This is a genomic window from Bacillus sp. N5-665, assembly GCF_022637375.2.
Taxonomy (GTDB): Bacteria; Bacillota; Bacilli; order Bacillales; family Bacillaceae_G; genus Bacillus_A; species Bacillus_A wiedmannii.
The window spans coordinates 3,782,047-3,796,067 of the sequence record NZ_CP093325.1 but is presented as its reverse complement, the minus strand read 5'-3'; the positions used below and the strand labels follow the sequence as shown (position 1 = coordinate 3,796,067).

Genomic DNA, 14,021 nt, shown 5'->3' with positions numbered 1-14,021 from the left:
AATTAAAATGGAGCAGCATACAACACGTGAGAAGTTACAGTGTGAAAATGTGACAGGTGCCGGACACGTTATTCAATGTTTGAAAAAATTATGTGTAACGACTGTTTTCGGTTATCCGGGCGGAGCGATTTTGCCAGTATACGATGCGTTATACGGAAGTGGTTTGAAGCACGTTTTAACTCGTCATGAACAAGCTGCCATTCATGCGGCAGAAGGATATGCGAGAGCTTCTGGAAAGGTCGGGGTAGTCTTTGCTACCTCTGGACCAGGGGCGACAAATTTAGTTACGGGTTTAGCAGATGCTTATATGGATTCGATTCCTTTAGTTGTTATTACAGGGCAAGTTGCAAAACCTCTCATCGGAAAAGACGGATTTCAAGAAGCAGATGTTGTCGGGATTACAGTACCTGTTACGAAGCATAATTATCAAGTTCGTGATGTGAATCATTTATCACGTATTGTACAAGAAGCCTTTTACATTGCCGAAAGCGGGCGCCCGGGACCAGTATTAATTGATATTCCAAAAGATGTTCAAAATGAAAAGGTAACAAGTTTTTATAATGAAGTAATTGAGATTCCAGGATATAAACTAGAGCCTATGCCAGACAGTAGGAAGCTTAGAGAGGTAGCTAAAGCAATTTTCGAAGCAAAACGTCCACTTCTTTATATTGGAGGAGGGATCATTCATTCGGGTGGTTCTGATGAACTTATTCAGTTTGCGAGGGAAAATCGTATTCCTGTCGTTTCCACTTTAATGGGACTTGGTGCATATCCGCCGGGAGATTCGTTATTTTTAGGAATGCTCGGCATGCATGGAACGTATGCTGCAAACATGGCAGTAACAGAATGTGATTTACTACTTGCTTTGGGTGTTCGCTTCGATGATCGTGTAACAGGAAAATTAGAACTCTTTTCTCCGCATTCGAAAAAGGTACATATTGATATAGACCCTTCAGAGTTTCATAAAAATGTAACTGTGGAATATCCGATTGTTGGAGATGTGAAAAAAGCGTTACACATGTTGTTACATATGCCAATTCGTACACAAACAAATGAATGGCTTACGAAAATAGAGGAATGGAAGGAGGAATATCCTCTTTCCTACAATCAAAAAGAAGGTGAGTTAAAACCACAGCATGTTATTAGTCTAGTAAGTGAATTAACGAACGGTGAAGCGATTGTTACGACAGAAGTAGGACAGCATCAAATGTGGGCTGCGCATTTTTATAAAGCGAAAAACCCACGGACTTTTCTAACATCTGGCGGACTAGGAACGATGGGGTTTGGTTTCCCGGCGGCAGTTGGTGCTCAGCTTGCGAAAGAAGAAGAACTCGTCATTTGTATTGCAGGCGATGCTTCTTTTCAAATGAACATTCAAGAATTACAAACAATTGTTGAAAATAACATCCCTGTAAAAGTATTTATTATAAATAACAAATTTTTAGGGATGGTAAGGCAATGGCAAGAAATGTTTTATGAAAATCGTTTGTCAGAATCAAAAATTGGATCGCCAGATTTTGTGAAAGTGGCAGAAGCTTATGGAGTGAAAGGATTAAGAGCGACAAATTCAACCGAGGCGAAACAAGTGATGTTAGAAGCATTTGCTCATGAAGGTCCTGTCGTAGTTGATTTTTGTGTAGAAGAAGGTGAAAATGTATTTCCGATGGTTCCGCCAAACAAAGGGAATAACGAAATGATTATGAAGAGGTGGGAAGAATGAGTCATACTTTTTCACTCGTTATTCATAACGAGCCAAGCGTCTTATTACGTATAAGTGGGATTTTTGCTCGGCGTGGTTATTATATTTCTTCTTTACATTTAAACGAAAGAGATACTAGTGGTGTATCTGAAATGAAACTCACAGCAGTTTGTACTGAAAATGAAGCGACATTACTTGTTAATCAGTTGAAAAAATTAATTGATGTACTGCAAGTAAATAAATTATAGGGAGTGTATGGAATATGAAAACGTATTATGAGAAAGATGCAAATTTAGAGTTATTACAAGGGAAAACAATTGCGGTAATTGGTTATGGATCTCAAGGTCATGCGCAGGCACAAAATTTACGTAATTCTGGTGTGGAAGTTGTAGTTGGTGTTCGACCTGGTAAGTCTTTTGAAGTAGCAAAAGCAGATGGATTTGAAGTAATGTCTGTTTCAGAAGCTGTTCGAACCGCGCAAGTTGTACAAATGCTATTGCCAGATGAACAGCAAGCACATGTGTATAAAGCAGAAGTAGAAGAGAATCTCCGTGAAGGACAAATGTTACTTTTCTCACATGGATTTAATATTCACTTCGGACAAATTAACCCGCCAAGTTACGTAGATGTAGCGATGGTCGCGCCAAAAAGTCCAGGTCATCTCGTTCGGCGTGTATTTCAAGAAGGAAATGGTGTTCCGGCATTAGTAGCAGTACATCAAGATGCAACAGGAACAGCATTAAGTTTAGCTCTTGCGTATGCAAAAGGTGTAGGCTGTACACGTGCAGGCGTAATTGAAACGACATTCCAAGAAGAAACAGAGACGGATTTATTCGGTGAGCAAGCAGTGCTTTGCGGCGGGGTAACGGCACTTGTGAAAGCTGGTTTTGAAACATTAACAGAAGGCGGATATCGTCCTGAAATTGCATACTTTGAATGTTTACATGAATTAAAGTTAATTGTTGATTTAATGTACGAAGGTGGTTTAACGAACATGCGCCATTCTATTTCCGATACGGCAGAGTTCGGAGATTATGTAACAGGGTCGAGAATTGTTACAGATGAAACGAAGAAAGAAATGAAACGAGTACTTACAGAAATTCAGCAAGGTGAATTCGCGAAGAAGTGGATTTTAGAAAATCAAGCTGGGCGACCAACGTATAATGCGATGAAAAAAGCAGAACAAAATCATCAGTTAGAAAAAGTAGGAGCAGAGCTTCGTGAAATGATGAGCTGGATTCACGCACCGAAAGAATTAGTAAAGAAATAGAATAAGAGATTATAAGTGAAAAATACGTAAGAGGGGATTTGACAAGATGAGAAGTGACATGATTAAAAAAGGTTTTGATAAAGCGCCGCACCGTAGTTTATTAAAAGCAACTGGTTTGAAAGATGAAGATTTTGATAAACCGTTTATAGCTATCTGTAATTCTTTTATTGAAATTATTCCAGGTCATAAGCACTTAAATGAGTTTGGGAAACTTGTTAAAGAAGCAGTGCGTGCAGCAGGTATGGTTCCATTTGAATTTAATACAATTGGAGTAGATGACGGTATTGCGATGGGGCATATCGGTATGCGTTATTCGCTTCCGAGTCGTGAAATCATAGCAGATTCAGTAGAAACGGTTGTAAATGCACATTGGTTTGATGGTATGATTTGTATTCCAAACTGTGACAAAATCACACCCGGTATGATGATGGCTGCACTTCGTATTAACATTCCAACTGTATTCGTTTCAGGTGGTCCGATGGCGGCTGGAAAAACATCTAAAGGAGAAGTTGTCGATTTAAGTTCTGTTTTTGAAGGAGTAGGAGCTTATCAATCTGGTAAAATTTCAGAAGAAGAATTAAAGGATATTGAAGATCATGGCTGTCCATCTTGTGGTTCTTGTTCCGGTATGTTTACAGCGAACTCTATGAACTGTTTATGTGAAGTATTAGGTTTAGCTCTTCCGGGTAACGGAAGTATTTTAGCCATCGATCCAAGACGCGAAGAATTAATTAAACAAGCAGCAGAGAAATTAAAGATTTTAATTGAAAGAGATATTAAACCGCGAGACATTGTAACGGAAGAAGCAATTGATGATGCGTTCGCACTTGATATGGCGATGGGCGGTTCAACAAATACAGTGTTGCACACATTGGCGCTCGCGCAAGAGGCTGGATTAGATTACGATATGAACCGCATTGATGCCGTTTCAAGACGTGTACCACATTTATGTAAAGTAAGCCCTGCTTCCAATTGGCATATGGAAGATATTGATCGAGCGGGCGGGATTAGTGCAATTTTGAAAGAGATGAGCCGAAAAGAAGGGGTACTTCATCTAGACCGAATAACGGCTACTGGGCAGACGTTAAGAGAAAACATTGCTCATGCAGAGATTAAAGATAAGGAAGTTATTCATTCTCTCGAAAACCCTCATAGTGAAGAAGGGGGATTACGTATATTAAAAGGAAACCTTGCGAAAGATGGGGCAGTTATTAAAAGTGGGGCAACAGAAGTAAAACGATTTGAAGGACCTTGCGTTATTTTTAATTCACAAGATGAGGCGCTTGCGGGCATTATGCTTGGAAAGGTTAAGAAAGGCGATGTAGTTGTTATTCGCTATGAAGGACCAAGAGGCGGCCCTGGTATGCCGGAAATGTTAGCACCAACATCAGCGATTGCTGGTATGGGATTAGGTGCAGATGTTGCGCTATTAACGGATGGTCGTTTTTCTGGAGCTTCACGTGGTATTTCGGTAGGGCATATTTCGCCAGAAGCAGCTGCGGGCGGAACGATTGCACTTCTCAACCAAGGGGATATCGTTTGTATCGATGTTGAGGAAAGATTGTTAGAAGTAAGAGTTAGTGATGAAGAATTAGATAAGCGTAAAAAAGAATGGAAACGACCAGAACCGAAAGTGAAAACTGGCTGGCTTGGACGTTATGCACAGATGGTAACATCGGCGAATACAGGTGCAGTTCTAAAAATCCCGAATTTTGATTGAGCCAATTTAAAAGAGATAAGGATGATATGAAATGGTGCAGAAGGTAAAGGAGAGAGTGAAAATTGAAGATATCTTAATGGCTCATAATTGCATGAAAGATATCGTTATTAAAACACCGTTACAACGTGATACAGTTTTATCTGAGAAATATGATTGTGACGTTTATGTAAAAAGAGAAGACTTACAATTAATTCGCTCTTTCAAAATCCGTGGTGCGTACAATTTAATTCAAAGTTTATCGAAAGAACAATTACAAAACGGTGTTGTTTGTGCAAGTGCAGGTAATCATGCACAAGGAGTTGCTTATACGTGCAATTTATTGAAGATTCCGTCAAAAATCTTCATGCCAACAACGACGCCTAAACAAAAAGTATCGCAAGTACAATTTTTCGGTGGTGATTTTGCAGAAATTGTATTAGTTGGTGATACATTTGATAGCTCTTTCCAAGAAGCGCAGCGCTATTGTGAGGATAATAGAATGACGTTTGTTCATCCGTTCGATGATCCGTATGTTATTGCTGGTCAAGGAACAGTGGCAGTTGAAATTATGCATGATATGGAGAAACCAGTTGATTATATCTTTACAGCAATCGGCGGTGGTGGATTAGCATCAGGTGTTGGTACATATGTTAAAGGTGTTAGTCCTGCTACAAAGATCATTGGTGTAGAGCCAATGGGAGCTGCATCTATGAAAGAGGCTTTTCTTCAAAATGAAAATGTCGCATTGGAGAAAATAGATAGTTTTGTTGATGGGGCAGCTGTTAAAAAGGTAGGGAAGTTAACATTTGAAACTTGTAAAGATGTAATTGATGATATTGTTTTAGTACCAGAAGGAAAGGTTTGTACGACGATTTTAGAACTGTATAAGAAAAATGCAATTGTAGCTGAACCGGCTGGTGCACTATCTATTGCAGCGCTTGATTTATATAGAGATGAAATAAAAGGTAAAACAGTTGTATGTACGCTAAGTGGTGGAAATAATGATATTGATAGAATGCAAGAAATGAAAGAACGTTCGCTCATTTACGAAGGGTTAAAGCATTATTTTATCATTGAATTCCCGCAGCGTTCAGGTGCGCTAAGAGAATTTCTTGATAAAGGGTTAGGGCCAGAAGATGATATTACGCGCTTTGAGTATATTAAGAAGCATAATAAAGAAAATGGCCCAGCACTAGTCGGAGTAGAGTTAAAACATAAAGAGGATTATGAGCAATTAATTACTCGTTTTAAAGAAAATAATATTCAATTTATGGAGCTTAATAAAAATCCTGTTTTGTTTGATTTACTTATTTAATAGAAGGAAAGAGTTAGCACCCAAATAAAAAAGATAGATACAAGCGGGGAAATATAATGCTTGTTCTATCTTTTTTAAAGTTAAACTAGATACTCATTAAATTCAAGAAGAATAAAGCTAGCTAACCAAAAAAATATCGCAATGCGAATAATTACATACATTGTAAATTCAAAGGGAGTAAGATTTCGCTCTCGCTTTATTTTTTTAAATAGTCTCACAGAATAAAAGGAACATAAAAGTAGGATTGCTATAGACATTTTATAGATGTTTTCTAAGAGGTTTATATTTTCTAATAAGTCTTTTAGCATATTCATCACCTATCCTCTAATGTATGTTACAGAGAAATTTATCTTGCGCTGTCTAGTTGCGTTTATTTTTTATTTTCCCTGCTTCATCAATTTCTACGTCAGTTGAAATCGTTTGTAAATATTGTAGAGCTTTTTTCTTTTCTTCCTCATTTACAGGGGAAACTTGGTTGTTGCGAATGATGTAAGGATTGAATGACATTTGGACATCCTTTCCTTTAAAAGTTAAAGTTAATACGCCAGTTTCGGCGCTTTTCCCGCTCACATAACTTGGGAATAAAAAGTTTCCTAATGAGTAAGCGATAGGAACTTTATTATAATACTCAAATCCTTGTAGCCAATGTGGGTGACTTCCGACAATCGCGTCAGCTCCTGCTTCAACCATTTTAGGTACATATTGTTTTTGGTATTCTACCGGACGATTGGATTTTTCAACGCCCCAATGCATATAGACGATTAAATAGTCTGCATCTTTCTTTTGCTCTTTAATTGTTTTTGTTACAAGATTTAAATCATATCCGTTCGCAACGCCAGGTTTATTGTCACGAGCTACCCAATTCGTATCAGGCATAAATCGAACGAAGGAAAGAAATTTGAACTTTTTCCCTTTTACAGTAATTTCTCGTGCGGTATAGGCATCCTTTTCATTCTTTCCGGCTCCAATGTATGGGAACTTTAATTTTTCTACGTGAGAAATCGTGTCTAATAATCCATCTTGCCCATAATCAAGTGTATGGTTATTCCCGATATTTACGATGTCATATCCAGTGTTTTTTATAGCTTGTAGTGTGGATGGATCACTTTTAATCCAAAATAGTTGCCCAGGTGCTTTTTTTTCTCTCGTTGTAAATGCTGACTCTAAATTAACGAAAGAAATATCAGCTTTTGTTATTTCTTCTTTTACATGTTGGAATGGATAATCAGCCCCGTTTTTTTCGATTACAGGACGTAATTGCCAATCGAACATAGTATCACCAGAGAAGGTGAGTGTAATTTCCTGATCTTCTATTTTCTTTTCACTTGTTGAAGCGGTTTTACTAGATTTGTTTTGTAAATCGGATTTGTCTTTCGCTTTTGAAATAAAAGAGTAGTTGATTAATAAAACAATTGGTGTAATGCAAAAGGCTATTAACAGAAATCGTTTTAGTAAAGTTTTCATAAATACCGTCCCTTTTGAGTTTATACCGCAATTTATGGGCAGTAAAACTCGCGCTAGTTAAAGTTTCACTTTATGTATAACTACAAAAAATTGCGGTTTATGTAGTGAAAAACATTTGTTAATATTCTCAATATTAAGTTAACATATAGATAACCTGTAAATCAATGTATAAACCAAAATATAGAAATAAAGAATTCGAAGGGTGAAGAATGAGAAATGGTTATATTAGGAGCAGTTGTAAATGGGGTTTGTATTATATTTGGTACTTTACTAGGTAAATTATTTAGTAGGATTCCAGAAAGTATGAAGGGAACAATTATGCATGCAATCGGTTTAGCGGTTACTGTGCTTGGACTTCAAATGGCATTGAAAAGTGAAAATTTTCTTGTTGTCATATTAAGTTTAGTTATTGGTACCGTCATCGGGGAATGGCTACAATTAGAGGGAAAGTTAAAACTGTTAGGAGATGGGCTAGAAAATAAAGTTGGATTGAAAGGGAAAGGGAGCATATCAGAAGGTTTTGTAACAGCTACTTTAATTTTTGCAATTGGTGCGATGGGGATACTTGGTGCACTCGACAGCGGGATTCGCGGCAATCATGATATTTTATTTACAAAGGCGATTATCGATGGGTTTATTTCTATTATATTAACGACAACTTTAGGAATTGGCGTAGTATTTTCGGCGATTCCAGTTATTTTATACGAAGGAGGTATTGCGGTTTTTGCAACACAAATTAATAGTTTGGTCCCGAAAGAATTAATGAATCAATTTATAGTGGAAATGACAGCTACAGGTGGTATTATGATAGCTGCTATTGGATTGAACTTACTTGGTATTATTAAAATTAAGGTGGCAAATTTACTGCCAGGTATATTGGTAGTTGGAATAATTGTCTCACTTATTTACGGTTACGGTTTAATAGTAAAGTAATAGGGGGTGGAGATACATATGGAGGAATTTCAATTCACAAAACGTGTTCATAACATATTGAAGATTGCAGCAGAAGAGGCAGAAAGTAATATCATTCAACCAGCTCATCTGCTTATAGGCATGTGTAAAGAAGGTACTGGAGTTTGCAACGAGTTGTATATGTATTTGTTTCGTAACGTGGGTACGGATTTTTTAGAAAAACTTTCATTACGAAAACAATACGATTTAACGGATCAAGAGTATAAAAAAATAGGACAATATAAGGTATCTTATAAGGTGCTAGAAATTTTACAAATAGCGAAGAAACGTATGGAACGTTTTCAGCAAGTAATAATGAATGAAGGGCATGTTATGTATGCACTATTTCGTGTAAATACGTTTATTGAAAATGCACAAATACAAAGAGATATATTACATATTATAGCTGAGCCAAGAGATTTAGCGGTTGATCTAAAATGTTTTGTTCCTACTTATAATGATTTAACTTGTACTGTTAGAAAGGCTAGCTCTTCTGATTTCGAAAAATTAGCAAGTTTTGTTGAGGCGGAATTTGGTGAACGTTGGCTGCATTCGATAGCGTATGGATTTCGTACATATAAAGATAATTTACCTATTTATATAGCAGAACAAGAAGAAGCGATAGTAGGCTTCGCTTGTTATGATGTAGTGAGAGGAAAGAAGGGATTGTTTGGTCCAATGGGCACAGCAAAACAAAATCGAGTGAAAGGTGTAGGGAAGCAATTGTTACATCGTTGTTTACATAGTATGAAGCAAGAAGGATATGAATACGTAATTATTGGACAAGCAGGTCCGATTGAGTTTTATGAGCGAAATTGTGATGCGCGTTTAATACCGTTAGAGAATAAGTAACCAACTCCATATAGGGGAGTTGGTTTTTTTATGAAAATAATGTAAAGATGTAGTGATTTTTACTAGAAAATAGCGGGTTTTGTAGTAAATCTTACAAATAAAGCAAATTACTAAACTTTTTACAAGAAAGGGTGTAGAATGGGTATCTAAAGAAAGAAGGTGTGAAAATGGCCAGCTGGAAACGAAATTTAATGATTTGTTGGCTAGGTTGTTTTACCACTGCAGCCGGTATGAGTTTAGTAATTCCTTTTTTATCTTTTTATATTGAGGAATTAGGAGTAACTGGCACTTCTAGTATTGCACAGTGGTCGGGACTTGCATTTGGTATAACATTTTTAATGGGTGCGATCGTATCACCAATATGGGGAAAGCTTGGTGATATACATGGACGGAAATTGATGCTGATTCGTGCGAGCCTTGGTATGGCGATCATTATGACGCTTATGGGGTTTGTAACGGATGTGTATCAACTAGTCGCACTAAGGTTTTTGATGGGAGCAGTATCTGGTTTCCTTTCAACGGCGATGACATTTATTGCAGCAGAAACTCCGAAAGAACATTCAGGTTGGGCAATCTCCACAATTTCAACAGGTGGCGTGAGCGGTTCTTTACTTGGCCCATTACTTGGTGGTTATTTGTCTGAGTTAATTGGAATGCGCCATGTTTTTCTTGTTACAGGAGCTTTTTTATTCCTTTCTTTTCTCATCGTTTTTTTCTTCCTACATGAAGAGAATCACTCCGCTCAAGCAAAAAAAGTACAACAGAAAAAAGTATGGACGATGGTTCCAGCAAAGCATTTAATTATTAGTTTATTTGTAACAACATTTATTATTCAACTTGCGAACATGTCAATTCAACCTATTATTACATTGTATGTAAAGAATTTAGAAGGCCCAGGAACAGCTCATATTGAAATGATTGCAGGCGCAGTCATGTCTGCGACAGGTTTAGCGATTATTATGGCAGCTCCTAAGTTAGGTAGATTATCAGATCATATCGGTCCTCAAAAAACGTTAGTTGTAGCGTTGTTTGCTGCAGGAATTATTTTTATTCCGCAAGCATTTGTAACCTCAGCTTGGCAACTATTAATTCTTCGCTTTTTATTAGGTATTGCACAAGCAGGACTATTACCTTCCGTACAAACTCTACTAAAACAACATACACCAACCCATGTAACGGGAAGAATATTTGGGTATAATCAATCGTTTCAGTTTTTAGGAAATATGATTGGACCAGTACTTGGTGGACAAATTGCAGCACATGCGGGCTTCCAATATGTTTTCTTTTCTACTTCATCACTATTATTTATTGCGTGCATTTGGGTTTATTTTCACAATAAGAACGAAGAGGTATCAGAGAAACGACATTTGGAAGTTAGTTAACTAAGTGAATGAAAAAGAAAAAGGATGAAGCAACGATTGCTTCATCCTTTTCTTTAAAATTGGAGACAAAGATAGCTTAATGTACCAAGCTCGTAACTACGGTGAATGACTTCACTGTTATTATCGCCACTTCCCATAGCGATAAATAAAGGAACAAAATGCTCTGCTCTTGGTACTGCTAGTTGTGCATGAGGGGCATTTTTCTCCCAATTAAATAATGCATCTTTATCAGTAGTCTGCATATGTTTAATAATCCAATCATCAAACTCAATTGCCCATTGTTCGGGTGTTGTTTGATTCCATTTTAAAGCTCGTAAGTTATGAACGGTAACACCGCTCCCGATTACTAAAATATCTTCTTGTCCAAGTCCTTTTAGTGCTTCTCCAATTTCAAATTGTTCTTTTGCAGGAAGGAATGGATTGACTGATATTTGGACGACAGGAATATTTGCTTCTGGATACATGCGGTGCAAGAGTGTCCATGAGCCATGATCTAAACCTCTCGTCATATTATGATGGACTGGAATACCTTTGTTTTTAAATTTTGTTTCTAACATAGATGCAATGTTAGAAGAGCCTTTCGCACGATATTTAATTTCATATAACTCAGGAGGAAAACCTCCAAAATCATAAATTGTTTCATATTCGTTATCTGATGAGGAAATCGTTAATACTTCACTTTCCCAGTGAGCAGTAAAAATAACAATTGCTTTCGGTTTATATGTTTCTCCAAGTGTTTTTAAAAAACTTGTATATTCTGTATCTTGAATAGCAAGCATCGGTGATCCGTGTGCTAAAAATAATGATGGCATCATAATAGAAACCTCCCAAAAATATAATAATTACTTTATGTAAGTTACTATATAATTTTATTTTAAATTCGTCAACATAATAGTTATAGAGCTAATTGGAAAAGTGCAGTATTTGTCATAATGAAAGCAATTGCATATAATACATAATAAGAATAATGAATGGATATTCATTTTTTGATATACATAATAGAGTTGGGGGCTGACGAAATGAACGTACAGGAAAGTTTCGTTACGGCATTGGATGGATCGGAAATTTATTTACGTAAGTGGCTACCAGAAAGAGATCCGCGAGGGATTATTCAAATTGCACATGGTATGACAGAACATGCAGGTGTTTATACAGACTTTATTGCTGCTTTATTAGAAGCAGGGTATGGTGTTTATGCGCATGATCATAAAGGTCATGGGAAAACAGTGAAAAGAGAAGAAGATTATGGTCATTTTGAACCAAATGTAGGTTGGAATGAGGCTGTGTCTGATGTTATTTTTGTATCAGAAACGATAAGAAAAGAGCAGACATGCCCGTTGTTTTTACTTGGACATAGTATGGGTTCTTTTTTATCAAGACGTGCTGTACAACTTAAAGGTGGATTATATGATGGATTCCTTATTTCAGGAACTGGTGGGAACCCGGGATTCTTAGGAGTCATTGGTCATAAAGTAGCGACAATCGAGATGAAACTACGCGGGGCAAAAACGAAAAGTCCGATGCTAAACTTTTTATCTTTCGGAAATTTCAATTCGCACTTTAAACCAAATCGTACGAAATTTGATTGGTTATCTTCAGATAATAATCAAGTTGATAAATATATTGCGGATCCTTTATGTGGATTTATTTGTACAACAAGTTTTTATCGTGAATTATTTTCTGGGGTATTAGAAGTAAATAAACTAGAAGAGTTTAAGAAAACACCGAAAAACCTTCCAATACATATTTTTTCAGGAAATCGTGATCCTGTTGGGGATATGGGGAAAGGTGTAAAAGAAGTATATGAAAATTATAAAAAATGTGGCGTGAAAGATGTAACATTGCGTCTATATGAAAATGGAAGACATGAAATGTTCCATGAAGTAAATCGAGATGAAGTATTTCAAGATTTGATTTCTTGGTTAGATGGACATATTGTATGAGAAGAAACCTCACTTTTTTCAAGTGAGGTTTCTTTAAGGAGACGGAGGAATAGTTATGAGTGAATTTGTAAATAAAGAGTATATAGAAATAGATTTTCAAGATGTTTTGATTAAAGAAGAGGAATTGAAAAATTGTACTTTCATAAAATGCCGTTTTAGAGGGATAGATGCATCGGAAGTTTCTACTGAAAATTGTAATTTTATAGAATGTGATTTTACCGGTGCTCTATTTAACGCTTCTATCCATCAAGGAACTACATTTGCGAATTGTAAGTTTGTTGGTGTGAATTTATTCGTATCGAAGTTTGAAGAATGTAAAATGACTGGCTCTGATTTTGAAGAAGCGAATTTAGATGGAATAACTATAATATCGGGCGATTGGTCATATACGAATTTAAGGTTCGCGAACTTAAGTAAACAAATGTTAAAGGGTATACGTTTAATTGAAGCTGACCTATATGAATGTAATTTAGAAAAAGCAGATTTGCGTGAAGCAGATTTAACAGGTGCACAATTAGGTAAGGCGAAATTTAGTGGTGCAGATTTAAAAGGGGCGGTAGTTGATAGAATTGATTTTACAAGTTTTGATTTAAAAAATGTGAAATTAGATATAGCGCAGGCAGTTGCAGTAGCAAGATGTTATGGGGCTAAGGTGAACTAAATAATCTGTAAAACCGTTCAAATTGCTGAACGGTTTTATAAATCATAATAGTAGTATAATAGTAAATGAGGTGTTAATAATATGGAAGATAAAACATTAGGTATACTACTAGATGTTGTTGGGGAATTATTTTCAGATGAAATATCAATCGCCGTTTCAAATACGAAAGAATATACTTACTATCGACCAAGCAAACGAATTGATTTAAAGATTAGCACCGGAGATCCTATTAAGGAAGGGACGATTGCTCATAAAGCAATGATAACGAAGCAAAAAGCCTCTGAGTTTATTAACCGAGATGTTTTCGGTATTCCTTATCATGGAATGGCCGTACCTTTTTCAAATAATGGCAAGATTGAAGGTTGCGTGACGGCAATTTATCCCGCTTTAACGGATGGTAAGTCGGTCGTTACTTTAAAAACAACAGACGGCTGGGTTCCAGTTCCTTTCTCAAAGGTCATGTATTTAGAAGCTAAAGATAAAAAGACGTATGTGAATTCAGAAGAGTTAACAGGAACACATAAGTACTCGCTACAAGAATTCGAATACTTGCTGCCGAAAGATTCTTTTATTAGATGTCACCGTTCTTTTATTGTAAATGTTAATCATATTAAAGCGATTTACCCTGATACGCATTCTACTTTTTTACTTTCTATGGATAACGGAGAGAGGGTACCAGTGAGTCAATCATATGCTAGCTATTTTCGTAAGCTTCTAGGATTCTAAATGTTTCTGCTTTAGAACCTAGATTCGCTGTTTTATCTGAATTTTCGGCATTGTGTAAG

At 36.5% G+C, this 14,021-nt stretch carries 14 protein-coding genes; 11 read left to right on the top strand and 3 right to left on the bottom strand.

Annotated elements, in window-relative coordinates; genetic code table 11:
- Window positions 1–7 precede the first annotated feature (7 nt).
- From ilvB to ilvA, 5 genes are read left to right on the top strand one after another with little or no spacing between them, the layout of a single operon-like run.
- Window positions 8–1,720, top strand: a complete 1,713-nt coding sequence (gene ilvB, locus MNO09_RS21995; protein ID WP_000434920.1) for an acetolactate synthase large subunit — start codon at window positions 8–10, stop codon at window positions 1,718–1,720.
- On the top strand, window positions 1,717–1,947 hold the full coding sequence (locus MNO09_RS21990; RefSeq protein ID WP_000019915.1) for an ACT domain-containing protein: 231 nt from the start codon (window positions 1,717–1,719) through the stop codon (window positions 1,945–1,947). Before ilvB ends, MNO09_RS21990 begins: the two co-directional genes overlap by 4 nt.
- Window positions 1,948–1,961: 14 nt before the next feature.
- The gene (locus MNO09_RS21985) at window positions 1,962–2,969 is read left to right on the top strand and encodes a ketol-acid reductoisomerase (protein WP_000861121.1); all 1,008 of its coding nucleotides are present in this window, start codon (window positions 1,962–1,964) and stop codon (window positions 2,967–2,969) included.
- Window positions 2,970–3,015: 46 nt separating this feature from the next.
- Window positions 3,016–4,689 carry a dihydroxy-acid dehydratase gene (gene ilvD, locus MNO09_RS21980; RefSeq protein ID WP_001255825.1) on the top strand — a complete coding sequence of 558 codons (1,674 nt, stop codon included), beginning with the start codon at window positions 3,016–3,018 and terminating at the stop codon, window positions 4,687–4,689.
- A gap of 31 nt (window positions 4,690–4,720) precedes the next feature.
- Window positions 4,721–5,983, top strand: a complete 1,263-nt coding sequence (ilvA, locus tag MNO09_RS21975; RefSeq protein WP_000250345.1) for a threonine ammonia-lyase IlvA — start codon at window positions 4,721–4,723, stop codon at window positions 5,981–5,983.
- A gap of 80 nt (window positions 5,984–6,063) precedes the next feature.
- On the opposite strand, the gene MNO09_RS21970 is transcribed toward ilvA, so the two are convergent.
- Window positions 6,064–6,291, bottom strand: coding sequence for a hypothetical protein (locus MNO09_RS21970; RefSeq protein ID WP_033657814.1), 228 nt, complete (start codon window positions 6,289–6,291; stop codon window positions 6,064–6,066).
- A 52-nt stretch (window positions 6,292–6,343) separates the two neighbouring features.
- Window positions 6,344–7,447 (bottom strand): CapA family protein, encoded by a 1,104-nt coding sequence (locus MNO09_RS21965; protein WP_000854491.1) that lies wholly within the window; start codon window positions 7,445–7,447, stop codon window positions 6,344–6,346.
- Between the two features lie 216 nt (window positions 7,448–7,663).
- Between MNO09_RS21965 and MNO09_RS21960 the strand changes: the two genes are divergently transcribed.
- The 3 genes from MNO09_RS21960 to MNO09_RS21950 all read left to right on the top strand — a co-directional run bounded on the left by MNO09_RS21960 (window position 7,664) and on the right by MNO09_RS21950 (window position 10,632).
- Window positions 7,664–8,380, top strand: a complete 717-nt coding sequence (locus tag MNO09_RS21960) for a DUF554 domain-containing protein (protein WP_000236058.1) — start codon at window positions 7,664–7,666, stop codon at window positions 8,378–8,380.
- An 18-nt stretch (window positions 8,381–8,398) separates the two neighbouring features.
- On the top strand, window positions 8,399–9,250 hold the full coding sequence (locus tag MNO09_RS21955) for a GNAT family N-acetyltransferase (RefSeq protein WP_000390874.1): 852 nt from the start codon (window positions 8,399–8,401) through the stop codon (window positions 9,248–9,250).
- Between the two features lie 167 nt (window positions 9,251–9,417).
- Window positions 9,418–10,632 (top strand): multidrug efflux MFS transporter, encoded by a 1,215-nt coding sequence (locus MNO09_RS21950; protein WP_000179291.1) that lies wholly within the window; start codon window positions 9,418–9,420, stop codon window positions 10,630–10,632.
- A 53-nt stretch (window positions 10,633–10,685) separates the two neighbouring features.
- Here the strand turns inward: MNO09_RS21950 and MNO09_RS21945 are convergent, their stop codons facing one another.
- Complete coding sequence (locus MNO09_RS21945; protein WP_088107031.1) at window positions 10,686–11,447, bottom strand: DODA-type extradiol aromatic ring-opening family dioxygenase; 762 nt, start codon at window positions 11,445–11,447, stop codon at window positions 10,686–10,688.
- A 204-nt stretch (window positions 11,448–11,651) separates the two neighbouring features.
- Here MNO09_RS21945 and MNO09_RS21940 point away from each other — a divergent pair, with 204 nt between their 5' ends.
- The 3 genes from MNO09_RS21940 (at window position 11,652) to MNO09_RS21930 (ending at window position 13,962) form a co-directional block, all read left to right on the top strand.
- Window positions 11,652–12,575 (top strand): alpha/beta hydrolase, encoded by a 924-nt coding sequence (locus tag MNO09_RS21940; RefSeq protein ID WP_001102603.1) that lies wholly within the window; start codon window positions 11,652–11,654, stop codon window positions 12,573–12,575.
- A 55-nt stretch (window positions 12,576–12,630) separates the two neighbouring features.
- On the top strand, window positions 12,631–13,236 hold the full coding sequence (locus MNO09_RS21935) for a pentapeptide repeat-containing protein (RefSeq protein WP_070168671.1): 606 nt from the start codon (window positions 12,631–12,633) through the stop codon (window positions 13,234–13,236).
- An 81-nt stretch (window positions 13,237–13,317) separates the two neighbouring features.
- Complete coding sequence (locus tag MNO09_RS21930) at window positions 13,318–13,962, top strand: LytTR family DNA-binding domain-containing protein (RefSeq protein ID WP_000389706.1); 645 nt, start codon at window positions 13,318–13,320, stop codon at window positions 13,960–13,962.
- Window positions 13,963–14,021 lie beyond the last annotated feature (59 nt).